We start from the raw sequence: 24,195 nt of genomic DNA, 5'->3' as shown, positions 1-24,195 counted from the left end.
TGTGACGCACGTCGTGCCCGGGGAATGTTCTCGGAGCGCGCGACGTTGTCCCCACTGTCGCGCCGAAGTGCGTGCGCGACCGTCGCCCCCGGAACCGTCAGGAAGGCATCATCGGATGAACAGCCGCAGCCTGCGAGGCACACGACTCGGATCCTTCAGCATGGAGACCGACGAGAACGTTCTCGCCGCTCCGCGTCAGGAGGCGGTCTACGACTGCCCGAACGGCCACGCGATCATCCTCCCGTTCTCCGTCGAGGCCGATGTGCCCGCGGTCTGGGAGTGCCGCTGCGGTGCGACCGCCGTGCTGCGCGACCACGACAAGCCCGACGAGAAGCCGGGCAAGCCCCAGCGCACCCACTGGGACATGCTCCTCGAGCGCCGCAGCGAGGAGGACCTGCAGGCCCTCCTCGATCAGCGCCTCGACCTCCTGCACGCCGGGAAGCTCCACCAGAGCCGCAACTTCTGAGGCCAGGCCGCTGCTGCGCGGCGGCCTGCCCGTCCCCGCACGAGACCCCGCGACCGGATCGGTCGCGGGGTCTCGTGCTGTCCCGGGCCCTGGGCGGGGGCCTCAGCCCTGGGTGATGATCGGGGGCCCGTCGGGAGAGCTGCCGGCATCGGAGGCGTCGTCCCGCTTCTGCGGGGTCACGACGATCTCCCCGTCGATCACCCCGTTCGAGGAGCGACGGTAGAGCACCCGGTGGGCGGAGTCCGATCCGCTGCGCAGACCGAGCCCCTCGACGGTGCGGCGCTGGATCGGGGTGATCAGCAGGATGATCCCGACGACGTCGGTGAGGACGCCCGGGAAGAAGAAGCACAGCGCAGCCAGGACGGTGAAGGCGGGGCGGCTCAGGTGCCTCTGGACGTCACCGGTACCCCGCAGCGCGCGCAGGAGGGAGCGCGCCCGGGAGAAGGACTGCTGCCCGGCGGCGATCAGCAGCGCGACGCCGATGATCCAGCCCACGACCACGATCAGCAGCGCCCACCAGAGCGAGGACTTCACGCCGATCAGGATCAGCAGTGCGATCTCCAGTATCCCCAGGAGAAGGACGCCGAACGGCAGCAGCGGCGCGAGACGAGCGCGCCACGAGCGCCGGGTGCTGCCGGCGCCGGTGCTGCGTGGGGGCGTGGACGAGGACGATGCGGAGCTCATGCGATCACCTGCCGGACGGTTGAGAACTCTCACCGGATACGAGGCGGCCAGCGTATCGGAGGGCGGTGAGCAGCTGCTGTGAGCGCAGTGCGAGACCCCAGAGCGTGACCTTCACGAGGGCCTCGCGGACGATCGCCGAGCTCATCTTGCTGGCGCCCTCGGTGCGCTCGTCGAAGTCGATCGGGACCTCGCGGATCACCGCTCCGCCGCGGGCGGAGCGACGGGTCATGTCCACCTGGAAGCAGTAGCCCTGGGACGCGGGACCCGCCTCGACCAGCTGTGCCGCGAGAGGGGCACGGTAGGCGCGGAAGCCCGCCGTCGCGTCCCGCACCCGCAGTCCGAGGGCGAGACGCGCATAGGTGTTGGCGGCCCTGGACAGGAGCAGGCGTGGCAGGGGCCAGTCGTGCACGCGACCGCCGGGCACCCAGCGCGAGCCGATCGCGAGGTCCGCTCCCCGCTCCACGGCCTCCAGCAGCCGGGGCAGCTGCTCGGGCCGGTGGGAGGCGTCGGCGTCCATCTCCACGAGGACGTCGAACCTGCGGTCCAGGCCGTGGCGGAACCCGGCGAGATAGGCGGGACCGAGACCTTCCTTCCCCGCGCGGTGCAGGACCTCGACGACGGGGTCGTCGGCGGAGAGCTCGTCGGCCAGCAGGCCCGTCCCGTCCGGCGAGGCGTCGTCGACCACGAGCACGTGGGCGTCGGGGACGGCGGCGCGCAGGCGGGCCAGGGTCGGAGGCAGGGCGTCGCGCTCGTTGTAGGTCGGGATCACCACGAGCACCCGCTGAGGGGTCACCCTCGGCCCCCGGCGGCCGTCGCGGCCGCACGGTCCCGTCGGCGCCGGGCCGGCGCCACCGCGCGACGTCCGCCCGCCCCGGCGAGCAGGACGCCGGCGAGCCCGAGACCGGACAGCACGATCTCGGGCCAGTGCCCGGCGGCGACGGCGGGCGTGATGCCGGTGCGCAGCGGGACGTCGGCGACGACGGACCCCTGGGTCCAGTGGTCCTGGTAGTCGAGGGTCCGTCCCTCGGGCGTGAAGATCGCGCTCTGCCCGACGGTCGAGACGTGCACGACGCTGCGGCCGCTGACGACGGCGAACACCTTCGCCTCGGCGACCTGCTGGATCGCCTCGTCGGAGTCCCCGAACAGGGCGTTGTTGGACTGGACCACGATGACCTGCGCGCCGTCGTCGACCACGTCGTGCACGAGGTCCTGATAGGCGATCTCGAAGCAGATCAGGATGCCGACGCCGTGGCCGTCGACGTCGAAGACGCCGGGCTCCTTCCCGGCCTTCATGTCCGAGGAGATCAGGTCGACCTTGTCGCTCAGCGTGCGGAAGAACGAGCGGTAGGGGATGTACTCGCCGAAGGGCACCGGGTGCCGCTTGGCGTAGACGCCGTCGACCTCCCCCTGCTGCGTCCACAGCAGCGAGTTGTTGTAGCGCCCGCCGTCGTCGGTGGGGGTCTGGGTGCCCAGGATGATCGGTGCGTCGGCCTTCTGCGCCTCGGAGGTGATCGCCTGGCCCCGCGCCGGATCCTTGCGGGGATCCCATCCCGTGGAGTCCTCCGGCCACACCACGAGGTCCAGCGAGCCGCCGTTGCCGGCGACACGGGAGGTGGCGGCGTCGGTGGCCTCGAGCTGGTGGGGGAAGATGTCGGGCATCTCGAGGGACTCGGGATCGATCCTGTCCATGTTGCCCTGGACGCCGGCGACCGTGAGGGTGCTGTCCCCCGTGGGCGGGGGGTTCTTGGGCATCGGCACCACCATGGTGCCGATGACCACGCCGATCACCGTGGCCATCGGCCAGACCCCGCTGAGCCCGGTGACCCCGCGGTGACGGCGTCCCAGCAGGGCGAGGATGCCACCGCACAGGAACTGGCCCAGCAGCGCCACCACGAAGGAGAGGCCTGCGGTTCCGATCCACGGTCCCAGGTTCAGCAGCGGGGAGCTGGACAGGGCGAAGCTGACCGAGCCCCAGCTGAGGCCGCCCCAGGGGACGGTCGAGCGCAGCGTCTCGACGCCGACCCACAGCGCGGCGACCACGATCCCCGAGCCCAGCGTGATCCCTCGGCGCACCAGCACGGCACGGGCGAGCAGTCCGTAGACCACGATGTAGAGCGCCTGGAAGGCGCCCAGCGCGAGCCACGGTCCGACCCCGGCGTAGGTCTTCGCCCAGATCGTCAGCGGGACGAAGAAGGCGAGCCCCCACAGCAGCGAGGTGAGGGCCGCGGCCTGCCAGCGGCGGGTGAGCACGGCGGCGTTCAGTCCGGCGATCGCGAAGGGCAGCAGCATCCACAGGTCGTAGGGCGGGAAGGCCGCGATCGCGGCGAGACCCCCCAGCACCGCGAGCACCACGGCGGGCAGGAGCGTCGTGGGCACGACCTGGTCGCGCACGCCGCGGCCGCGGCGATGCACCGATCCCCCTCCCCCGTCCGTGCGCACTGCGCGCGTGGTGCTGCTCATCGGGCGATGGCCCCCGGTGTGTCGTGGACGATCTCGCCGTGCACGAGCGTGCGCAGGGCCCGGGGTGCGCCCTCGGTGAGGTCGGGGAGCATCGGGGTGCGTGAGCGGGGGTCCACGGACCAGGCATTGGTGCGGATGTCCGAGGAGTGCACGGTGAGGTCCCAGGGCTCCCAGACCACGAACGTCGCCTCGACCCCGAGGTTGAGCGCGCCGGGGTGAGGGATGTCCAGCAGACGCAGACCTGCTCGGCTGGAGGCGAGGAAGGCGGCACGATCGCTGATGCGCTGGTCGACCTCGCCCTCGTGCGCGGCGGAGCGCACCCAGCTCCACGGGGCCGCGGCCTCCTCGGCCCCCAGCGAGCCGAAGGCCAGCGGCACGCCCTGCGTGCTGAGGTCCTTCAGGGGCTGCGTCTCGGCGAGCGGCGCGAGCACGCGCATGCCCTCGCGGGTCCCGGGCAGGCCCGGCACGGCGTCGGTGACGCCGCGGGCCAGAGCGTCGCGTCGCCAGTCCTCGTCCACCGGGGAGCCGTCGGACGTCGGCAGGCAGTCGACGAAGCCCGGGGTCAGCAGGCAGCCGGTGGCGTCGATGCGCCGCGCCCGGGGGTGCAGCGCCTCGGCGGTCTCGGTGGGGCCGATCCAGGCGATGCGGTCACCGGAGACCAGCAGCGAGGAGGCCTCCGGGTCCTGGGTGCTGTAGACGACGACACCCGTGTAGAGGACCTCGTCGCCGGCGGCGTCGTCCGAGGCATCGGGAGCGGTCGCGGTCATCAGGGGGATCCCTCCTGGGGGCGTGGCACGGGCGGGTACGGGGCGCGGGCGGTCACCGTTCCATCTCCTGGGCGACCAGCCCCCGGCGCACGCCGACTATGGCATCCCTGGCTGTGAGGGAGACGTGCGGGAGCTCCGAGAGCTGTTCGAGCTGGTCGACCACCTGGCGGCAGTGCCGCACGAAGTCCCCGGGGGTGAGGTCGGCCTCGCCGAGCGCCGCCGCGAGGTGGTGGCCGCTCGCCCAGCGGTGCACGATCGCGCTGATCGCGGGGTCCGGGGCGGCGGTCGGGTCCACGCCGTGGCGGCTCTCCGCCGCGCGCAGCGAGGACGCGATGCGCTCGGTGGTGGCCAGCGCCGCGTCGAAGCGCGTGCCGGGTGGGAGCTCGGGAGCCTGCGGGGAGTCGCGACGGGCCTCGTAGCTGCAGGCGGAGACCATGGCGGCCAGTTCGGGCGCGTCGAGCTGCGCCCACGCCTCCTGCTCGAGGCACTCGGCGACCAGGAGATCCCGGTCGGAGAACAGACGCCGCAGGTGGAGACCGCGCTCGGTGGGCTCCAGATCCCCCGCGCGGCTGCGCTCGAGGTGTCCGAGCTCGGTCAGCAGGCCTGTGAGGCGGTCGAACTGGCGCGCGAGCGAGGAGGTGCGTCCCTCGATGCGTCGCTGCACCCCGGCGAGGTCCTTCTCGGTGCGCGCGAGCCGACGCAGCCAGCGCTCGTGGGCCTCCAGGTCCTCGCAGCCGTGGCAGGGATGGGCGCGCAGCCGCTCCCGCAGCTCGATCAGCTCGGGATCCTCCGCCGCGGTCGAGGGCGGCCTGCCCGATCGTCTGCGGACCTCGGCGCGGGGGTCGTCGTGGTGCCCGCTGAGTCGTTCGCGCAGGGCGCTCGCGGTGTCCTTGCGGACCTTCGAGGATCCCATCCGCTCCGGCCTGGGCAGACGCAGCGTCCCGATCACCGCCGGGGCGCTCGGCACGTCGCCCGGTCGCAGGCTGCGGGTGCGTCCCTCCGTGGTGAGCACCTGGACCTGTGGGCCGCCGAGCACCTCGCGGTCCACGTCCAGGACGACCGCGTACCCCTGCCGCCGACCCCCGGGCAGGGCCAGGATCTCCCCGCGCCGCAGGGAGCGCAGGGTCGATCGCGTGCTGTCGCGGGCGGCGGCGGAGCGCGCCTGGGAGAGCTCCTTCTCGCGCGCGGTCATGCGGGCGCGGATGTCGGCGTACTCGCGCAGGTCGCCGCGCTCGCAGACCGCCGCCTCGCGGTAGGAGGCCGCGGTCTCCTCGAGCTCGTGGGCGCGCCGGGCCAGTCCCACCACGCTGCGGTCGCTCTGGAACTGGGCGAAGCTCATCTCGAGGGTCTCGCGTGCGCGCTCGAGGTCGAAGCGCGCGAGCAGGTTGACGGCCATGTTCGCGGTGGGATGGAAGGCGGAGCGCAGGGGGAAGGTGCGCCGGGAGGCCAGCGCCGCCACCGCGTGGGCGTCGAACCCCGCCGAGGCGACGACGATCGCGTGCCCCTCGATGTCGATGCCGCGCCGCCCGGCACGGCCGGTGAGCTGGGTGTACTCCCCCGGGGTGAGGTCCGCGTGCTCGACCCCGTTGAACTTCGTGAGCTTGTCCAGCACGACCGAGCGGGCCGGCATGTTGATCCCCAGCGCCAGGGTCTCGGTCGCGAACACGACCTTGATCAGGGCCGCCTCGAACAGGTCCTCCACACAGGCCTTGAGCAGCGGCAGCATGCCCGCGTGGTGGGCCGCGTAGCCGTTCTCGGCCGCCCGACGGAAGTGGGCGAGGTCCAGGATCTGCTCGTCCTCGACGCCGATCACGCTGAGCCTCTCGTCGAGCAGGGCCCTGATGCGGGTTCGTTCCTCGTCGGTGGTCAGCCGCAGGTGGGAGCGATCGAGCCGTCGGACGGAGGCGTCGCAGCCCGCCCGGGAGAAGATGAAGAAGATCGCGGGGAGCAGGGCCTCCTGCTCGAGGATGCGCACGACGTCCGCCTGCTGGGGCGGGCGGGGCCCCTGCGGGCGGCCCCCGCGGTCCCCGCCGTGCCCGCGCAGACGATGATGCCCGGCGGTGCCGCGTCGATCGCGGCCACCGGTCCCTCCGCGCGGTCCGCGTCCGCCGTGTCCGTGACGTCCCTTCGCCGAGCCCCGGCCGCCGCCCCCGGGGCCGCGGCCGCCATGGCCCCCGCGATCACCCCGACCGCCTCCGTGTCGTGGCGATCCCCGCGAGCCGCGGTGGCCGTCCACGGGGACGGAGAGCGAGCCGACCTGCTCGAGATCGGGGTTCACGACGGGTCGCGAGGCGGCCCGGGTGCCGGGCGAGAGCGCGGGCTCGCCGTCCTCGTCGACGAAGAGGTCGAGCATCTCCTCGCCCACCAGCACGTGCTGGAACAGCGGGATGGGGCGGGTCTCGGAGACGATCGTGCGGGTGCTGCCGCGCACCTCCTGCAGCCAGGTGCCGAACTCCTCGGCGTTCGAGACCGTCGCCGAGAGCGCCACAAGCTGCACGGCGGGATCGAGGTGGATGATGACCTCCTCCCACACCGGTCCGCGCATCCGGTCGGCGAGGTAGTGCACCTCGTCCATGACCACGAAGCCGAGTCCGTCCAGCAGGGGCGAGGAGGCGTACAGCATGTTGCGCAGCACCTCGGTGGTCATCACGACCACGTCGGCCTCGGGGCGGATGCTGACGTCGCCGGTCAGCAGACCCACCCGCTCGTGTCCCAGCCACTCGCGCAGCTCGTCGTGCTTCTGGTTGGACAGCGCCTTGATCGGGGCCGTGTAGAAGACCTTGCGGCCCTGGGCCAGGGCCAGGTGCACGGCGAACTCGCCGACGATGGTCTTCCCGGCCCCGGTGGGCGCGGCCACCAGCGCGGACTGACCGTCCTGGAGCGCTTCGCACCCGTCGACCTGGAAGGGGTCCAGGGCGAAGTCGAAGCGCTCGCGGAACTGCGCGAAGGGCGTGCCCTGGCGGCGCTGCTCCGCGCGGAAGTCGGCGTAGGCCTCGGACGGCGACGGCATCAGGTGTTCCCCCTGGTATCCGCGGCAGCGGGGAGGTCGGCGAGAATGCGCACCGCTCCTGGCAGGACGCGTGCGCGCACGGGCAGCTGGTTGCGAGCCTCCCCGTCGGCGTAGGCGCGCAGGAGAGTGCTCTCGTGCAGGCCGACGCGGATCTGGTGCACCGGGCGGGTGCTGAAGACGGAGAGGTCGGTGTGGGTGCCCCGGAAGACGCGCGGGAACAGGCGCAGCAGCCCCGTGCGGGAGAGGCCCGCGACGACGGCGAGGTCGAGACGGCCGTCGTCCACGCGGGCATCGGGCACCAGGCGCATGCCACCCCCGAGCACGCCGGTGTTGCACAGGGTCAGCAGGCTCGCGTCGATGTCCTCGCGCGGCCCGCCGTCGACCTCGATCCAGTAGCGCCGCGAGCGGAACGCCGAGATCTCGCGCACCAGGGCGCCGGTGTAGCGCATCCGCGGGGACAGACGGGAGTCGTTGGCACGGGCGTTGACCAGGGCGTCGAAGCCCAGGGAGACGTTGCCCAGGGCGATGCTGCGGTCGATGCCCGTGGGGTCGCCGTCGACACCGGATCGCAGCTCGATCGCGTCGATCGCGACCACGGGACGTGAGAGCGCCTGCAGAAGTCGGCGCACCGATCCCTCGACGTCGGCCTCCTCCATCCCCAGGGCGCGCGCGAAGTCGTTGCCGCTGCCGGCGGGGACGACGCCGAGGCGCACCGGGGTCTCGGCGACGATCCCCGCCCCGAGCGAGACCGTTCCGTCGCCGCCGACGACCACCAGTGCGGTGAGCGTGTCCCGGACCTCCATCGCGCGGGCCCTGGCGACGGCGGCGCTGACGGCGGTGAGCTCGACGACGGAGATGCCCGCGATCCGCAGCAGGTGCGCCACCTGGCGTCCCGTGCGCTGGGCGGCACCACTCGCGGCGGACGGATTCGTCAGCAATCCGATCCGCAGCCGGCTCACCGGTCGTCGTCCTCGTCGAGGGACGAGGGCCCGTCCACGGCCTCCGGGGCGTCGTCGATGGTGCTGGCCCGCTCGTCGTCGAGATCGGTGTCCTCGAGCTTCGCGCGTCGCCTGTCGTTCCAGAGGCTGACCAGGACGGCGGCGAAGTAGAGCGCGATCATCGGGGCCGTCATCGCGATCATCGAGAAAGGATCTGGCGTCGGCACCATCACGGCGGTGAAGGCGAAGCACAGGAAGATGACCCAGCGCCAGGCCTTGAGCATGCTGCGGCCCGAGAGGATGCCCAGGAAGTTCAGCAGCACCAGCACGACCGGCAGGTCGAAGGCGATCCCGAAGGCGAGCATGGTCTTGATGAACAGCTTCAGGTACTCGCCGAAGTCGATGTTCGCGATCACGGCCTCGCTGTTCGGCGCGAAGCCCAGCAGGATCGGGACGGCCTTGTCCATGATCCAGTAGCCGGCGACGCAGCCGATGAAGAACAGCGGGATCGCCGAGCCGAAGAACCCGATCGCGTAGCGGCGCTCGTTCCTGTGCAGCCCGGGGACGAGGAACATCCAGATCTCGTAGATCACGACCGGGGCCGCGAGGATCAGGCCGATGTAGGCCGAGATCTGCATCTTCGTGCCCAGGAAGCTGCCGACCTTGCCGTAGCTGATGCCGGCCTGCAGATCGGGGTTCTGGGACTTGGCGGCGTTGAAGGGCTGCTGCAGGAAGCTGTACACGTAGTCGAAGACGAACCAGCCCACGATCGCCATCAGCAGGATGACGACGGCGCAGACCACGAGGCGGTTCCGCAGCTCGACGAGGTGCTCGTTGAGCGCCATGCGCCCCTCGGGGTCACGGGCACGACGCTTGGTCCTCACACGTCCCCTGCGACCCTTCGAGGGCTCGGTGTCCTCGTCGGAGATGCGGTCTTGCGCCACGGGTGGTTCGTCCTTCCGGCATGCGGGTCCGGGCGTCCTGGACGCCCGGACCCGTCAGCGAGAGATGCGGTCCGGCCCGGTACGGGGGCCGTCCGCACGGAGGTGGTGCGACTCAGTCGCGACGGTAGTCGTCCTCGCCGCGTTCGCGGGTGTGCACGACGTCGCGGTCCCGGTCCCGGTCGTCACGGGGGTCGTAGTCGCGCTCGTCGCGGCGGGAGCGCTCTCCCCGCTCGTCCTCACGGCTGCTGCGCGTCTCGCGCTCGCGGGTGTCGCGGGAGTCGTCACGACGGCGACCCTCGCGCGAGGAGCGGTCGCGGCGATCCTCGCCGTCCTCGTCGTCCTCCTGCTCGTCACCGCGCAGCTCGTCGACCTCGCTCTTGAAGATGCGCATCGACTTGCCCACGTTGCGGGCGAGGCTCGGGAGCTTGCCCGCACCGAAGAGAAGCAGCACCACCAGGACGAGGATGATGATGTGCCAGGGCTTGATCGCACCCATGGTCAGTCCTTTCGTCGGGGCCGCGCCGGGAAGCGGCCTCATTATCGTCCCACAGCGGGACGGGAGTCCGTGGAGCGCGGACGCGCAGTCCACGGCGACGACGTCGCTGCGATGCGCACGCTCGTGGTCAGCCTACCGACTGCCCGTCCCCGTGACGCTCAGCAGCGCCCCAGGAAATGGTCACGATCTCATCTCTGAGCTCGGCGGGTTCGAGCACCTCCGCGGAGCCGCCGGCCTCGATCACCGCGTCCACGAGCGCCGAGCGCACGGGGTCGGGCAGGTGCGCGAAGGACTCCCCGCTCTCGCCGTCGCGGATCTCGTCGGCCTCGAAGGCCTCCGCGATCCAGCGGCCGCCTCCCTGCAGCCGCAGCCACGAGCCGCCCGCGACGCGCCCGGACGAGGAGGCTCCCGCCTCCTGGGACACCGATCCGGGGTCGCTGGTCGCGGCGTCGTCGGGCAGCACCTCGACGATGCGGTCCAGCCGGAAGCGGCGCTCCTCCCCCGCGAGCTCGCAGTGGGCGCGAACGTAGCTGCGCGTGCCGACGGTGAGCAGCTCGAGGGGACGGACGACACGCACGGTGGTGCCCGGCGTCGTCGGCGGTGAGTACCGGATGACGAGCGAGTCGCCCTCGGCGAGGGCCTCGCGGACGGCCCGCAGCACCCCCTGCCGACGCGCCGCACCCGTGCCGCCGCCGACCTCGTGCGCCCCGGCGGGTGCGGGGGCGGCGGAACCGTCGTCCGGCACGCCGGAGGGCTGCTCGGACGGGGCCGGCTCCTGCGCCCGTCCGACTTCCTCGCGCTCCTCCTCGCCGAGGTGGGCGGAGAGCTTGCGGCGCGCCGAGTCGACGACCTCGCTCTCCTCCCCCGCCGCGGGGTCGAGGGTGGCGAGTCCTGCGAGCAGCGCGGTGCTCTCGGGTGCGCTCAGGCGCAGCGGCCGGCGCAGTGCATCGGCGTTGCGCACGCGCACGATCCCGGAATCCCACTCGGCCTCGATGAGGTCCTCCCAGCCGGTCCCGAGGTCGCCGCACACGAACAGCACCTGCAGGTCGGTGATGACCTGTTCGGTGCTGATGGCGAACTCCTCGGCGATCTGCTCGAGCTCGACCTCGCCGCGGCTGAGGACGTAGGAGGCCTCCCCGATCAGTCGCGAGAGATGATCGGTGCCGCTCGGGCTGACGCGGATGCGAGGGCCGCTGCGCGGGGTCGCGCTCTCGAGGGCGGCGAGCTCGGCGGGCCCCTCGTGGACGCGCGCGACACCCGTCAGCACCCCCGCGAGCTCGCGCCGCCACGGCTGCGGGGAGAGCAGGGTGATCCAGCGGGTCTCGGCGAGGACCCGGCGGCGCACCTGTGTGCGCGGGAGCTCGGGGAGCTCGATCCGACGCTCCTCGAGAGGGGCGCCCAGCTGGTCGCGCAGGGCGAGAGCCTTGAACGGCTCGACGTCGAGCACGGCGCGCGCGGTGTCCGCACCGGCGTCGGCGCGCTCGAGCGCCTCCGCGATGGAGGTGTGCCGTGGCCTGTCCGCCGTGGCCCGCCCCTTCAGACGCGGATAGGTCTCGACGCGGGAGGCGCGGAAGAGCCGGGCCTCGGCGCGGTCGACGTCGTGCCCCCACGCGTACCAGCGGCCCTCGTGGACGGCGACCACCCACGGCTCCAGGGTGCGGTCGGAGAGGCGGCCGTCGGCCGTGCGGTAGGAGAACTGGACGCGTCGGGACTGGGTGACGGCCTCGAGCAGAGGTGTCAGGACGGGCAGCGACTCGAGGGATCCTCGAGGTGTGCGGCGCAGCAGGTCCGGGTCCGCCTCGATGCCCAGGCTCAGCAGCTTCGAGCGCACTCGGCGGGCCGCTCCCCCGGCCGCGGCGTCGTCCCAGGCACGGCTCGCCGCGAGCAGGACCGTGTACTCCTGCGGGGTGACGTCGAGAGCACCGGTGCTCTCGCCGCCCGCGATCCGGTAGAGCACGCGCGACTCGTCCCACGTGTCGCGCTCGGAGACCAGCGGCAGTCCCAGCTCGAGGATCGCGGCCTTGTCGCGCTCGAACATCTTCTCCGCCGCGTCGTCGCTCTCGGCGTTCGCGTAGTCGGGGATGACGTCGAACAGCTGGGCGCGGTCGATCCGGGACCGCGACCCGATGGTCATGATGACGTTGAGCAGTCGTTCCACACCTCGAGCAGCCACCGCTCCACCGTAGCGGCACGGCGGCTACGCTGGGCGCATGCTGCAGTGGGAGCGGGGTCGTGTCCTCGACGTGAGGGCCCCGTGGGCCGGGGTGCAGACCCTGCGACTGGAGGTCGAGGGCGTCGAGGGCGAAGTGCCGGCGCTGTCCTATCCCGAGCTCCTGGGCGAGATCGCCGTGGGCGAGGGCGTGCTCGTGAACTCCAACGCGCTGCGTCGCGGCCTCGGCACCGGCGGGCAGGCCCTCGTGGTCGCCCGCACGGACGAGCTCCCGCGGGACGCCGAGCCCCACGGCCACATGGTCAAGGCCCGCTACACACCGATGCAGACGCTGGTCGACGCCCTCGACGACCCGGCCTCCCCGCATCGCGAGGCCCTCGAGCAGGTCGAGGACCTCGGCGGGATGCCGGTGGTCCTGGCGGACCTGCACTCCGCGCTGCCCGCGATCGTGGCCGGCATCCGTGCGACCCGCCCCGATGCCCGGATCGCCTACGTGATGAGCGATGCCGCCGCGCTCCCGGCGGCGTACTCCCGCACGGTCGCCCAGCTGCGCGCGAACGGGGAGCTCGCCGCTTGCATCAGCTCCGGCCAGGCCTTCGGCGGCGACCTCGAAGCAGTCACCGTGCACTCGGCGCTGCTGGGTGCGAAGGCCGTGGTCGGGGCCGACGTCGCCGTCGTCACCCAGGGTCCCGGCAATCTGGGCACCGACACGACCTGGGGGTTCTCCGGGATCCAGGCGGCGGAGGCGCTGCACGCGGCCACCGCGCTGGGTGGCGCGCCGATCGCGGCCCTGCGGGTCTCGGGCGCGGATGCGCGGTCCCGGCACGTCGGACTCTCCCACCACAGCGCGACCCTGCTCGGGCGGGCGGCCCTGGCCCCTGCGGACATCCCTGTGCCGCGGCGGCACGCCGACGCCCACGTGGCGGGATCCGCTCGTCGAAACAGCGCTGAAGAGCTGTCAGTTGAGGGACAGCTGGAAACAGCAGTTCTCCGACGTGCGCTGGCGCGAGGTGTCCGGCATCGGCGCGTGGAGGTCCCGGCGGAGGATCTGCTCGAGGTGCTGGGCGGGTCGAGCGTCCCGCTGCGGACGATGGGCCGAGGGCTCTCCGAGGATCCCGCGCCGTTCGTCTACGCGGCGGTGGCCGGACGGCGGGCAGCGCAGGTGGTGCCGTCGATCGGCACCGGTGCCGAGGCCGACGAGCGCGACTGACGCGCGCCCTGCGGCACGGGGGCCTCAGGCCTCCGTCGAGGAGCCGCCGTCGAGGGTGCCCGTTCCCTCGCCGCGTTCGGTGATCAGCCCGGCCAGTCGACGGGCCGCGCGCATGCCGCTCGCCCCGTCGGTGCGCTGCACGGCCATCACGGAGATGGTGTCGCCGTCGGCCAGGTCGAGAGTCGCCCAGGGGTCTCCGGGAGGGAAGATCACGCCGATGATCTCGGCCCACTCGAGCTCGCGCGTGGTCATCAGGTTGCGCACCACCAGACGGTCCGCGTGGGCGGTCGCGCGCACCGATCCTTCGCGGTGGCAGAACCACAGCACGGCCAGACCGAAGGCGATGAACCCGACGGTGTCGAACAGCCCGAAGCGGGTGAGCACCGAGAGCAGCACGGCGGACAGCAGGACCAGCACGCCGATCACGTAGGCGACGACGCGTGTCAGCCGGGGCCGGAAGACGATCGGCCCGACCTCGCCCTGGGGTTCGCTGATGCTCATCGGTCCACGTCCCGCTCGCTCACATCCGGCACGCCTGGATCGCGGTGACGAGGATGGCGCGGGCACCCGCCTCGTACAGCGCGTCCATGACGTGGTTGGTGTCCGAGACCGCGACCATCGAGCGCACGGCGGACCAGCCGCTGCGATGCAGCTCGGAGACCGTGGGGGCCTCGAAGCCCGGGGTCACGGCGACGGCGCCCTCGAGCTTCTCGGTGGGGATGTCGTAGTCGATCAGCACGTACTCCCGGGCCACCAGCACCCCGCGGATCCTGCGCACCAGCACCTCGAGCGTGTGGGCGGCGTCGTCCTCGAGCTCGAGGTCGACCCGGGAGAAGAGCACGGCCTCGCTGGTCATGATCGGGTCGCCGAACACGTCCAGACCCGCCTGGCGAAGGGTGGTGCCGGTCTCCACCACGTCGGCGATCACCTCGGCCACGCCCAGTCGGATCGAGCTCTCCACGGCGCCGTCGAGGTGGACCACGGTCGCGTCCACGCCGTGCTCGGCCAGGTGGTCCTCGACGAGGTTCTCGTAGGAGGTCGCGATGCGGGCCCCCTGGAGGCTCTCCAGGGTGCGATCGGCGCCGTCCGGGGCGGCGAAGCGGAAGGTGGAGCGGGCGAACCCGAGCGGCAGGATCACCTCGCCGACGGTGCGGGAGTCGGCGAGCATGTCCTGGCCGGTGATGCCGACGTCGACCGTCCCCGAGCCGACGTACACGGCGATGTCCCGGGGACGCAGGAAGAAGAGCTCGACGTCGTTGGGCTCGTCGACCAGGACGAGCTCCTTGGCGTTGCTGCGGCGGCGGTAGCCGGCCTCGGCCAGCAGGGCGGCGGTGGGTTCGGACAGGGCGCCCTTGTTGGGCACGGCGATGCGGAGCATGGGGATTCCCTTTCGGGCGGGGCGGCGGAGGGCGGTAGGGGGCGCCGGGCCGGGCTCGTCGGCCGACGCCTCACAGATGTCGGTAGACGTCCTCCAGCGAGATGCCCTTCGCGATCATCATCACCTGCAGGTGGTAGAGCAGCTGGGAGATCTCCTCGGCGGCGGCCTCGTGCGACTCGTGCTCGCAGGCCATCCAGACCTCGGCGGCCTCCTCGACGATCTTCTTGCCGATGGCGTGCACTCCCGCGTCGAGCTCCGCGACGGTGCCGGACCCCTCGGGGCGTTCGGCGACCTTCCTCATGAGCTCCGCGTGCAGCGTCTCGAAATCCTTCACGGCACCAGGGTATCGGTCCTGCGGAGGGTTGCGGACCGCGGTCCGGGGCCGGGGCCCGCCCGGAGCGACGGCGTGAGCTCGGTGCCCGACGGGCCCGGTCAGCGACCGCGGTCCTCGCGGCCGACGGTCGGGTCCAGGTGAGCGGTCTCGACCGTCACCGACCCCTCGGCGCGCGAACGCACCCGCCACCACACGAAGAAGCCCGTGAGGGTGAAGAGGCCGTAGACGACGTACATCAGCCCGCTCGCGTAGTACCCCGCGGAGAACAGCAGCGGGACGCCGACGATGTCCACCGCCACCCAGATCAGCCAGAACTCGACCCAGCCCTTGGCCATGCCATAGGTGGCCAGCAGGCTGCCCATGAAGATCCAGGCGTCGGCCCAGACCGGCTCGTAGGAGCCCAGCGCGCGGAACAGCGGGGTGAGGGCGGCGGTGCCGCCCACGAGGGCGAGCGCGAGCAGGATCCGGGTGCGCCATCCCGCCCACCGCGGTGCCACGGCGGTGCCGCCGTCGCCGCGTGCCGCGCGCCAGCGCCACCAGCCGTAGACGCTGGCGACGATGAACATGACCTGGCGGCCCGCCTGCCCCAGCAGGTCCACGGGGTTCGGCGTCCCGAAGACGGTGCCCAGGAAGACGGTGAGCAGGAGCAGGTTGCCGAGGATCCCGATCGGCCACGCCCAGACCTTGCGCCGCATCCCGCCCAGGGCGCTCAGCAGGCCGAAGACGTTCCCGATCACCTCCCGCCAGAGCAGGAACTGCCCGCCGGAGAACTCGATCCTGGCGTCGAAGAGCCAGTGCGCGAATCCCATCAGCTTCCTTCCTCCCGCAGCGAGGGGTCAGTTGCCGTGGCCGTGCCCGGACGCCAGGGAGCGCAGCGTCCCGATCTCCTCGGCGGCGTCCTGCGCGCGGTAGATCGCCGAGCCGGCGACGAACACGTTGGCCCCGGCCTCGGAGCAGCGTTCGATGGTCTCGCGGTTCACGCCGCCGTCCACCTGGATCGACACCTCCAGGTGCGATGCGCTGATGGCCTTCCGGGCGCGCCGGATCTTGGGGAGCATCGATTCGAGGAAGCTCTGACCGCCGAACCCCGGCTCGACGGTCATGATCAGCAGCATGTCGAACTCGCCGATCACGTCCAGCAGGCTGTCGACGGGTGTCGCCGGGCGCAGCGCCACACCGGCGCGCGTGCTCTTGGCCCGCAGCTCACGGGCCAGACGGATCGGGGCGCTGGCGGCCTCGAGATGGAAGGTCACCGAGTCGGCCCCGGCCTCCGCGTAGGCGGGGGCGTTGCGGTCGGCGTCCTCGATCATCAGGTGGGCGTCCACCGGGATCGGCCCGTGGCGCACGATCTGCGAGACCATGTCGACCCCGAAGCTGAGGTTGGGGACGAAGTGGCCGTCCATGATGTCCACGTGGACGCTGTCGGCCGCGGAGATGCGGTCGAGCTCGCTGCCGATCTCCAGGAAGTCGGCGTTCAGGATGCTGGGGTGGATGAACTCCGCGTCGGTCGAATAGGTCACCGGTGCGTCCCTTCGCTCGGGTCGTCGTGATCGGGGTGGGCCTCGGGCAGGCGGCGCAGCAGGGCGATGAACATGCCGTCGGTGCCGTGCACGTGCGGCCACAGCTGCACGCTGGGGCCGGCGCCGAGGTCGATGTCGGCCGCATCGGCCCGGAGGCCGGCGCGCACGGCGTCGCGGGCGTCGAGCTGCTCGACGTCCTCGCGCCTGCGCAGGACGTCGCGGACGACCAGCAGGGTCTCGGCCACGTGCGGGGAGCAGGTCACGTAGGCGACCACTCCCCCGGGCTCGGTGGCATCGAGGGCGCTGGCGAGCAGGTCGCGCTGCAGACGGCCCAGCGCCGCGACGTCGCCGGGGCTGCGACGCCAGCGGGACTCGGGGCGGCGCCGCAGCGCTCCCATGCCCGTGCAGGGCACGTCGGCCAGCACGCGCGAGAAGCTCGACGGGCTCTTCCCGCCGATCTCGGTGCCGTCGCCCGCGCGCACCTCGACCTCGGCCCCCGCGTCGACGAGGGTGCCGACGGCGCGGCGGACGAGATCCACGCGGTGGGGCTGGATCTCGAGGGCGAGCAGGTCGGCGTCGTGCTCGACGGCGAGGCCTGCGAGCAGGGCGGTCTTCCCGCCGGGGCCCGAGCAGAGGTCCAGCCAGTGGGCGTCGGCGGACCGCACGGCGTCGTCGGCCCCGATCCCGAGCGCGAGCGCCATCAGCTGGGAGCCCTCGTCCTGGACGGCGGCGCGGCCCTCGGCGACCGGGGCGGCGGTGCCGGGGTCCCCGCCCGGCCAGGAGGCCGCGAAGATGCTCAGACGACCGGGCTCGGCGCCCGCGGCGGCGAGCTCGTCGGCGTCGGTCAGCCCGGGCCGCATCACCAGCGAGACCGAGGGCGCGGTGTTCTGCGCGGCCAGCAGGTCGTCGATCTCGCTGCGATCGCGTCCGTGGCCGGCGAGCGAGTCGGACAGGGCCCGCACCACCCACGCCGGGTGCGAGTGCGTGATCGCTAGATGGCCCACCTCGTCCTCGGAGCGCGCGGGGGCCGCGTCGGCGACCCAGGCCTCGAGGTCCTTCTCGCCGATCCGTCGCAGCACCGCGTTGACGAAGCTCGCGGCGCCGGCCCCGACGGTCTGTCGGGCCAGCGCCACCGTCTCGGAGGTGGCCGCATGCGGGGCGACCTCCATGTCCAGGAGCTGGTAGGCGCCCAGACGCAGCACGTCGCGCACGGCGTCCTCGACGTCCTCGAGCGGCCGGTCGATGCACAGAGCGAGGATCGCGTCGAGCCGGCCCTGAGCGCGCAGGGTCCCGTAGAACAGCTCGGTCGCGAAGGCGGCGTCCCGGCCGTGCAGGCGGGAGCGGCGCAGCTGATGGGGCAGCACGAGGTTCGCGTAGGCGTCGTCCTCGTGCACGGCGCGCAGCGAGTCGTAGGCGACGCTGCGGGAGGAGGTGGAGGACCTGCGGCGTTCGGACGGACGGCTCTCGGACCAGCCGCGGCGGGGGCCGCCGCGGCCGCGGGAGCCCGAGCGCTCGCGTCCCTTCTCGTCCCGGCCGTGGCGGGGTGCGCCGCGGTCATCGCGCCGGTCGCCGCCTCGATGGTCGCCGCCTCGATGGTCGCCGCCGCGCCGGTCGCCCGGGCGGCCGCCTCCGCGCGGTCCGTTCTCGTCGCGCCGGCCGTGTCCCTGACCCTGCTGCGGGCTCATCGCTCCTCCTCCTGCGTCTGCTCGCCACCGTGGTCGTTCGTCGTGGCACTGCCGAAGGCCGCGCCCTCGGACAGCCCGGCGCCGCGTGCCCAGTCCGCCGCGCGCATCGGCCGCCGACCGGCGGGACCGAGCTCGGCCAGGGCGAGGGGTCCGGTGCCCGTGCCCATCAGCAGCTGCTTCCGTGTGGCGTGCAGCTGACCGGGCGCGAGCGGCGGCCCCTCGGCGTGCACGGGCTCGAGGGCGAGCACCTTCATCCGCGCTCCTTCCCAGGTGGTCCAGGCACCCGGGGCGGGGCTCATCCCGCGGATGTGCGCCGAGACCTCCGTAGCCGGACGTGCGAGGTCGATCTCGGCCTCGGCCGGGGTGAGCTTCGCGGCGTGCGTGGCACCGTCCTCGTCCTGGACGCGGGGCCGTGCCCGCCCCGCCGCGAGGTCGTCGAAGGTGCGCACCAGCAGCGGTGCGCCGTCCTCGGCCATGCGCGACAGCAGCGTGCCCGCGGTATCGAAGGGATCGATCGCGACCTCCTGCGTCGCGAGGATCGGTCCGGTGTCCATCCCCTCCTCGAGCAGGAAGGTGGTCATGCCGGTGCATTCCTGGCCGGCGAGGACGGCGCGCTGGGCGGGGGCGGCACCGCGCCACGCGGGCAGCAGCGAGAAGTGCAGGTTCACCCACCCTTGGGCGGGGATCGCCAGCGCCGCCGGGGGGACGATGCTGCCGTAGGCGACCACTGCCGCGGCATCGAGCTCGAGCCCGCGCAGACGGTCCTGGACGTCCTCCCCGCGCAGACCCTTCGGGGTGAGCACCTCGATGCCGGCCTGCTCGGCGAGCTCACGCACGGGGCTGGGACGCAGCGTGCGCCCGCGGCCCGACGGCGCGTCGGGACGGGTGAGCACGGCGACGACCTCGTGGGAGGAGTCCAGCAGGGCGCGGAGCGAGGGAACGGCCACCTCGGGGGTGCCGGCGAAGAGGATGCGCATGATCAGCCATTCTACGGGCGCGCGGCGCCGGGGTCGGGGTCAGAAGACGTCGGGGGGATCCAGGCGCACGCGGAGGCTGCCGGGATTCTTGTGGGCGCTGCGCGCGGCCACCCCGGCCCGCAGCGCAGCGGCCAGTTCTCGTGAGCGGGTGACGGGCAGGCGCAGTACGGCCCGGGAGCGGATGCGGTCCTCCTCGTCGGCGACGTCGAGCGGGCCGAAGACCTCGGTCCCGTCGGGCAGGTCGGTGCCCTCGAGGAAGGAGCGCACGGCGGTCCTGTCCCCCACCACCTCGGCGACCTTGGTCAGCGGCGGGAGGTCGAGAGACTGCCGGTCGGTGAGCACCCGGTCGATGAACACCCGCGAGCGGTGGGCGACGAGGTCGCGGATGGCCGGCAGCGTCGCCGTGCCGACGACGAGAACCCTGCCGCCCTCGGCCTGGGGCCTCACCAGGGCGATCGCGTTGGACCACCGCCGCACGGCCTCGACGTCGGCGTCGAAGGCGGCGCGGGCGAGCATCGCGTCGGCATCGAGCAGGAGCGCGGCGGCGTAGCGCGATCCCGGCGCGGGCTCGGCGCCCGGGGTCGCGACCACGATCGCGCCGTCGGGCACGTCGTCGTCCGGGACCGGCCCCTGCGCACCCCCGGCCACGCGGAAGGGCGCGGAGGGGAAGGCGCGCCGGAGCTCCTCGGCGGTGCGGGCGGACCCGATCACCAGGGCGCGCACCTGTGTGCGCGAGCACTCGGGGCAGCGGTAGGCGTCCTCCCGCCTGCCGCACACCACGCAGTGCAGCCCTCCGCCGCGTCCGCGCAGCACGAGCGGCGCGGAGCACTGCGGACAGCGGCAGCGGGTCCCGCAGAAGGTGCACGCGACCGCCGGGACGTACCCGCTGCGCGGGACCTGCACGAGGACGGGGCCGCGCTCGATCCCCTCGCGCAGCACCCGCATCGCCTGCTGCGGGATCCGCGAGCGCCCGCTGGGACCTTCCCGCTCCCGCAGGTACTCGTCCATGGCCTCGATGTGCGGGCGCAGCGTGGTCAGCGGTGCCGGTGCGGGCGGCAGCAGATGCAGGTACCCGCTCTCGGCAAGGGCATCGGTCTGGGGGTCCAGCGAACGGCTCACCAGCAGCAGGGCGGCGCGCTCCTCGGCGGAGCGGCACTGCAGGATCGTCCGCAGGTGCGGGTACGGGGCGCGGGGTTCGACGAGCAGGTCGTCGGCCGGGTCCAGGCAGATGGCCAGCGCGAGGTCGCGCACCGGGGCGAAGGCGGCCGAGCGGTTGCCGATCACCACGCGGGACGCGCCGCGCAGTATCCGTCGGAAGGCGCGGTAGCGCTTCTCGGGGCCGTCGGCGCTCGCGAGCACCTCGTGCTCGATGCCATGGGCCCCGAGGCAGCGCGAGAGGCGCTGGACGTCGCGCTGGTCGGGGGCGATCACGAGGGCTCCGGCGCCCTCCGGCAGCGCGGCGACGGCCTGTGCGGTGAGCTCGTCCCAGGAGTGGGCGGGCTCGAGGACGATCCCCGCCCGCGGGACGGGGCCCTCGGGTTCCCCGGCACGGGAGAGCAGCGCCGGCAGCCCTGCATAGGCGGCGAGCAGGCCGTCGACGGTGGACTCGGCATCGGCCTCAGCGTCGGGGCCGGCCTCCGGATCACCGTCCGGATCGGACTCGGGTGCGGAGTCGGGCGCGGGGTCGGGTGCGACGTCCGCGTCGAGGTCGCTGCTCCCGGACTCCTCCACGGCCTGCTGCTTCTCGGCGGCGGCGCGGTCCGCCTTCTCCGCCCGCGCGTGACGCGGCGGGATCGCCAGGCGCAGCACGTCGCCGACGCTCCCTGCGCAGCGCTCGGCGATCTCGCCGCACACCCGCAGCATCGCCGGGGAGATGACCACGTCGGTGGAGACCAGCCGGGCCAGGGGCGCGAGCGGCCGGTCGGTCGAGGCGTGCTCGCGGCGCTCCAGGACGATGCCGTCGTGCTCCCGTCCCGAGAAGCGGACCTTCACGCGCATGCCGGGACCGGCGGCGGCGAGTTCCGCGGGAACGGCGTAGTCGAAGGGGCGGTCGAGGTGCGGAAGGGTGCCGATCAGCCGGACGGAGGCCACGGGCAGCTCGTCGGCGACGGCGAACCCCGCGGTCGTGCGGGGACGCGTCGCCGGGCGCGACGACGGATCCGCCCCCTCCCCCGTGCTGTCGCGCGGGGCGGGAGCGGATCCGGAGGCGGGAGCGGGGGCCTCGAAGAGCCCCTCCTGTGCGCTGCTCATCTCGCGGGCGTCATCGGCGGCTCAGCGGGAATGGACCGCCACCAGGTCGCACACGAAGATCAGCGCCTCACCGGGCGCAATCACCGGCGGGGCTCCGCGGTCGCCGTAGGCGAGCGAGGCGGGGATCTCGAGGCGACGACGACCACCGACCCGCATGCCCTGCACGCCCTGGTCCCAGCCGCTGATCACCTGGCCGACGCCGAGCTGGAAGCGCAGGGGCTCGCCGCGGTTCCAGGAGGCGTCGAACTCCTCGCCGGAGGAATGGGCGACGCCCACGTAGTGGACGTCGACGACGTCCCCCGCCTTCGCCTCGGCGCCGTCGCCGACGATCTCGTCGTGCGAGGTCAGCTCGGTGGGCGTCTCGGTGCCGGGGAACTCGATCTCGGGCTTGCTGCGGTCCATGGGTCCTCCTGGGGGTGGGGATGGGTGTTCTGGTGGACGGCGGGCCGTCAGGAGCCCTTCGGCGACGCGGCGTCCAGGACGTCGACGACGAACACGAGGGTCTTGCCCGCGAGCTCGCCGCCGCTCTTCTCGTCCGTGCCGTAGGCGTCCTTCGGCGGGATCACGAGCATCACCTGGCTGCCGACGGGCAGATCCGTGAGGTGCTCGTCCCAGCCCTTGATCACGTCGCCCTGGCCCTGGGTGAACCCGAAGGGCGTGCCGCGCTCCCACGAGGAGTCGAACTGCTTGGCGTCGTCCCACGTCCACCCGGTGTACTGCATGACCAGGTGATCGCCCTTCTTCGTCTTCCTGCCGCCGCCGCGGATCAGCATCTCGACGGTGGTCTTCGAGGGCGGGTCGCCCTCCGGCTTCCCGGACAACGAGGGGGCGCCGTCCTTGCCGAGCTTCACGGCGGGGAGGTCGCCGGAGGGCTTCTCCTGCTTCCCCTTCGCCCGCAGAGGGGAGACGATCCGGTCGATGTCGGAGACCTGGACGAGGGAGACCATGGAGCCCTTGGAGTCCTGCTGCCAGCCGGCGAGGGCGACGCGGGACTTCACGGTCGCGGTGGTCAGGAAGTCCTTGGCCTTCGCGCCGATGTCGTCGGAGGTGACCGTGATGCTGCCGGCCGGGGCGCCGTCCCACCAGGACTGCTTGGTCTTGCCGCTGCTGGCGTCGACGTAGAGCGTGCGCCAGATCAGGGTGTCGCCCTCCGAGATCTGATCGCCCTTGCCGGCGACGATCGTGCGCGCGTCCGGCTCCTCGATGTTCAGCGGCGCCGTGAACTTCACCGTCGGCGCCTTCCCGAGGTCCTCGCTGATGGTCACGGCATCCAGCGCCGGCTTCGCGCTGTCGGAGCCGCCGCCGTCGGAGGCCTTCGACGACGAGTCGTCATCGGAGCAGGCGGCGAGGCCGATGGCGGCGGATGCCGCCAGCGCGGAGCTGAGCAGGTTTCGGCGACTGATCACCAGGTGGCCTTTCGTAGCGGGAGGGCGAGATGGCCCACTCCCTCCAGGGTACGGGGTTCAGATGGGGCACGTCTGGACGCCGGCGCCCCGCCCGCGAACGTCTCAGGCGGGATGTGCGGCGTTCGTGCCCTGTCCCCCGCCTTCGGCGCGGACCCTCTCGATCAGGGCGTCGACCTGGGACGACGTGGTCGCGAAGGGGTCCATGACACTGACGGGCATGGCGCCCTGGCGCACGAGCCGCATCGTGGTCCAGTCCGCCACGTGGTCGACCCCGGCGTCCTCCGCGGCGGCGATGAAGCGCCCCCGCAGGTGCGCGCGGGTGCTCGTGGGCGCCGTGGTCCTCGCGGCCTCGACGTCGGCGTCCGCGAGGACGCGCGGCGCCAGGCCCCGACGCTGCAGCGAGGCGTGCAGGCCCTGGGCGGGATCGATGTCGTGGTAGGCGAGGTCGAGGCGTTCGATGCGCGGGTCACCGAGGTCGAGGGCGTGCCGCTGCGCGACCTGCCCGACCATCTTCTCCTTGATCGCCCAGTCCAGAGTGCGCGAGGCCCAGCTGCGATCCCCGGTGAGCACCGCGTCCAGGGCCCGCTGCCAGGTCTCGAGGACCTCGTGCTCCTCGGGGCGCGCGAGCGGCGCGACGAGGTCGAGGTAGCGCTGCTGGACCTGGAGCGCGCTCGCGGTCCGCCCACCTTCCAGGGGCAGCGGCTCGATCCCGCTGAGGTCGCGAGAGACGGCGCGGATAGAGCTGATGGTGTCCTCGAGCTCGGGGACGTCGGCGGCTCGACCGGACTCGATCAGGCGCAGCACCAGGTCGGTGGTCGCGAACCGCAGCCAGGTGGAGACCTCCGACATCGTCGAGTCGCCCACGATGACGTGCAGACGCCGGAAGCGGTTCGGATCGCCGTGCGGCTCGTCCCGGGTGTTGATCAGGGGGCGTGTGCGCGTCGTCGCCGAGGAGACCGCCTCGAACATGTGGTCGCTGCGGCGGGAGAAGACGAAGCGGGAGGTGCCGTCGGCCTCGGTCACGACGCCGCCCGCACCGGTGACGATCTGGCGGGTGACCAGGAAGGGCAGCAGGATCCGCGGCAGCCGGGTGAACTCCCCGCGTCGGTCCACGAGGTAGTTCTCGTGGCTGCCGAAGGCATTGCCCTCGTGGTCCACGTTGTTCTTGAGCAGGTGGATGCGGGCGTCCTCCCCGCGCTCGGCGAAGCGCGCGTTGGCCTGGGCCATCAGTTCGGCCAGCAGACGCTCGCCGGCACGGTCCTGGGCGACCAGCTCCCACCAGTCGTCGCACTCGGCCGTCGCGTACTCCGGGTGGGAGCCGACGTCGAGGTACAGCCGGGCGGCATTGCGCAGGAACACGTTCGAGGAACGGCCCTTGGCCACGACCGGCTTGAACAGCTCCCGCGCGGCTGCCTCGGGCTCGAGGGCGCGGGTGCCGTCCCCGCGCACGCACACGAGTCCGAACTCGGTCTCCAGTCCGCCGATGCGGCGCTCCATCAG

22 protein-coding genes are annotated in these 24,195 nt (G+C 72.8%); 2 read left to right on the top strand and 20 right to left on the bottom strand.

Annotated features, from left to right (window positions below; all coding sequences use genetic code 11):
- The first annotated feature begins 115 nt into the window (after nucleotides 1-115).
- The gene (locus DEO23_RS10815; RefSeq protein WP_109276051.1) at nucleotides 116-466 is read left to right on the top strand and encodes an RNA polymerase-binding protein RbpA; all 351 of its coding nucleotides are present in this window, start codon (nucleotides 116-118) and stop codon (nucleotides 464-466) included.
- Nucleotides 467-568: 102 nt separating this feature from the next.
- Here DEO23_RS10815 and DEO23_RS10810 read toward each other — a convergent pair whose 3' ends face one another.
- The 9 genes from DEO23_RS10810 to DEO23_RS10770 all read right to left on the bottom strand — a co-directional run bounded on the left by DEO23_RS10810 (nucleotide 569) and on the right by DEO23_RS10770 (nucleotide 11,938).
- The gene (locus DEO23_RS10810) at nucleotides 569-1,150 is read right to left on the bottom strand and encodes an FxsA family protein (protein ID WP_109276050.1); all 582 of its coding nucleotides are present in this window, start codon (nucleotides 1,148-1,150) and stop codon (nucleotides 569-571) included.
- Nucleotides 1,151-1,154: 4 nt separating this feature from the next.
- Complete coding sequence (locus DEO23_RS10805; RefSeq protein WP_109276049.1) at nucleotides 1,155-1,943, bottom strand: polyprenol monophosphomannose synthase; 789 nt, start codon at nucleotides 1,941-1,943, stop codon at nucleotides 1,155-1,157.
- Complete coding sequence (lnt, locus tag DEO23_RS10800; RefSeq protein ID WP_109276048.1) at nucleotides 1,940-3,610, bottom strand: apolipoprotein N-acyltransferase; 1,671 nt, start codon at nucleotides 3,608-3,610, stop codon at nucleotides 1,940-1,942. Before lnt ends, DEO23_RS10805 begins: the two co-directional genes overlap by 4 nt.
- Nucleotides 3,607-4,377, bottom strand: a complete 771-nt coding sequence (locus DEO23_RS10795; RefSeq protein ID WP_109276047.1) for an imidazolonepropionase-like domain-containing protein — start codon at nucleotides 4,375-4,377, stop codon at nucleotides 3,607-3,609. Before DEO23_RS10795 ends, lnt begins: the two co-directional genes overlap by 4 nt.
- Before the next feature lie 52 nt (nucleotides 4,378-4,429).
- The gene (locus tag DEO23_RS10790) at nucleotides 4,430-7,387 is read right to left on the bottom strand and encodes a DEAD/DEAH box helicase (protein ID WP_109276046.1); all 2,958 of its coding nucleotides are present in this window, start codon (nucleotides 7,385-7,387) and stop codon (nucleotides 4,430-4,432) included.
- Nucleotides 7,387-8,346 (bottom strand): diacylglycerol/lipid kinase family protein, encoded by a 960-nt coding sequence (locus DEO23_RS10785; RefSeq protein WP_109276045.1) that lies wholly within the window; start codon nucleotides 8,344-8,346, stop codon nucleotides 7,387-7,389. Before DEO23_RS10785 ends, DEO23_RS10790 begins: the two co-directional genes overlap by 1 nt.
- Complete coding sequence (gene tatC / locus DEO23_RS10780) at nucleotides 8,343-9,269, bottom strand: twin-arginine translocase subunit TatC (RefSeq protein ID WP_240613358.1); 927 nt, start codon at nucleotides 9,267-9,269, stop codon at nucleotides 8,343-8,345. Before tatC ends, DEO23_RS10785 begins: the two co-directional genes overlap by 4 nt.
- 112 nt (nucleotides 9,270-9,381) lie before the next feature.
- On the bottom strand, nucleotides 9,382-9,765 hold the full coding sequence (gene tatA / locus DEO23_RS10775) for a Sec-independent protein translocase subunit TatA (protein WP_109276044.1): 384 nt from the start codon (nucleotides 9,763-9,765) through the stop codon (nucleotides 9,382-9,384).
- A 127-nt stretch (nucleotides 9,766-9,892) separates the two neighbouring features.
- Entirely contained in the window at nucleotides 9,893-11,938 is a 2,046-nt protein-coding gene (locus tag DEO23_RS10770) for a WYL domain-containing transcriptional regulator (RefSeq protein ID WP_240613357.1), read from the bottom strand.
- Nucleotides 11,939-11,975: 37 nt separating this feature from the next.
- On the opposite strand from DEO23_RS10770, the gene DEO23_RS10765 reads away from it, so the two are divergent.
- The gene (locus DEO23_RS10765) at nucleotides 11,976-13,145 is read left to right on the top strand and encodes a DUF3866 family protein (RefSeq protein ID WP_109276042.1); all 1,170 of its coding nucleotides are present in this window, start codon (nucleotides 11,976-11,978) and stop codon (nucleotides 13,143-13,145) included.
- Between the two features lie 24 nt (nucleotides 13,146-13,169).
- On the opposite strand, the gene DEO23_RS10760 is transcribed toward DEO23_RS10765, so the two are convergent.
- From DEO23_RS10760 to pafA, 11 genes are all read right to left on the bottom strand, one after another.
- The gene (locus DEO23_RS10760) at nucleotides 13,170-13,646 is read right to left on the bottom strand and encodes a PH domain-containing protein (RefSeq protein WP_109276041.1); all 477 of its coding nucleotides are present in this window, start codon (nucleotides 13,644-13,646) and stop codon (nucleotides 13,170-13,172) included.
- Between the two features lie 19 nt (nucleotides 13,647-13,665).
- Nucleotides 13,666-14,523, bottom strand: coding sequence for an ATP phosphoribosyltransferase (hisG, locus tag DEO23_RS10755; protein ID WP_109276040.1), 858 nt, complete (start codon nucleotides 14,521-14,523; stop codon nucleotides 13,666-13,668).
- Nucleotides 14,524-14,593: 70 nt separating this feature from the next.
- Nucleotides 14,594-14,857 (bottom strand): phosphoribosyl-ATP diphosphatase, encoded by a 264-nt coding sequence (locus DEO23_RS10750; protein WP_109276039.1) that lies wholly within the window; start codon nucleotides 14,855-14,857, stop codon nucleotides 14,594-14,596.
- A 98-nt stretch (nucleotides 14,858-14,955) separates the two neighbouring features.
- Nucleotides 14,956-15,666, bottom strand: coding sequence for a nicotinamide riboside transporter PnuC (gene pnuC / locus DEO23_RS10745; RefSeq protein WP_109276038.1), 711 nt, complete (start codon nucleotides 15,664-15,666; stop codon nucleotides 14,956-14,958).
- A 27-nt stretch (nucleotides 15,667-15,693) separates the two neighbouring features.
- Nucleotides 15,694-16,377 (bottom strand): ribulose-phosphate 3-epimerase, encoded by a 684-nt coding sequence (gene rpe, locus DEO23_RS10740; RefSeq protein WP_109276037.1) that lies wholly within the window; start codon nucleotides 16,375-16,377, stop codon nucleotides 15,694-15,696.
- Nucleotides 16,374-18,062: an RsmB/NOP family class I SAM-dependent RNA methyltransferase gene (locus tag DEO23_RS10735; protein WP_109276036.1), complete on the bottom strand. Its 1,689-nt coding sequence runs from the start codon at nucleotides 18,060-18,062 to the stop codon at nucleotides 16,374-16,376. Before DEO23_RS10735 ends, rpe begins: the two co-directional genes overlap by 4 nt.
- Nucleotides 18,059-19,039: a methionyl-tRNA formyltransferase gene (gene fmt, locus DEO23_RS10730; RefSeq protein WP_109276035.1), complete on the bottom strand. Its 981-nt coding sequence runs from the start codon at nucleotides 19,037-19,039 to the stop codon at nucleotides 18,059-18,061. Before fmt ends, DEO23_RS10735 begins: the two co-directional genes overlap by 4 nt.
- A gap of 39 nt (nucleotides 19,040-19,078) precedes the next feature.
- A complete protein-coding gene (locus DEO23_RS10725) occupies nucleotides 19,079-21,289 on the bottom strand; it encodes a primosomal protein N' family DNA-binding protein (protein ID WP_165831806.1) in 2,211 nt (736 codons plus the stop codon).
- Between the two features lie 21 nt (nucleotides 21,290-21,310).
- The gene (locus tag DEO23_RS10720) at nucleotides 21,311-21,691 is read right to left on the bottom strand and encodes an FKBP-type peptidyl-prolyl cis-trans isomerase (RefSeq protein WP_109276034.1); all 381 of its coding nucleotides are present in this window, start codon (nucleotides 21,689-21,691) and stop codon (nucleotides 21,311-21,313) included.
- Between the two features lie 47 nt (nucleotides 21,692-21,738).
- Nucleotides 21,739-22,695 carry an FKBP-type peptidyl-prolyl cis-trans isomerase gene (locus DEO23_RS10715; protein WP_109276033.1) on the bottom strand — a complete coding sequence of 319 codons (957 nt, stop codon included), beginning with the start codon at nucleotides 22,693-22,695 and terminating at the stop codon, nucleotides 21,739-21,741.
- Nucleotides 22,696-22,797: 102 nt separating this feature from the next.
- Nucleotides 22,798-24,192, bottom strand: coding sequence for a Pup--protein ligase (gene pafA, locus DEO23_RS10710; RefSeq protein ID WP_109276032.1), 1,395 nt, complete (start codon nucleotides 24,190-24,192; stop codon nucleotides 22,798-22,800).
- Nucleotides 24,193-24,195: the final 3 nt, after the last annotated feature.

This window comes from Brachybacterium endophyticum (assembly GCF_003130585.1).
In the GTDB taxonomy this organism is placed as follows: Bacteria; Actinomycetota; Actinomycetes; order Actinomycetales; family Dermabacteraceae; genus Brachybacterium; species Brachybacterium endophyticum.
This window is presented reverse-complemented; position numbering and strand designations above follow the sequence as displayed.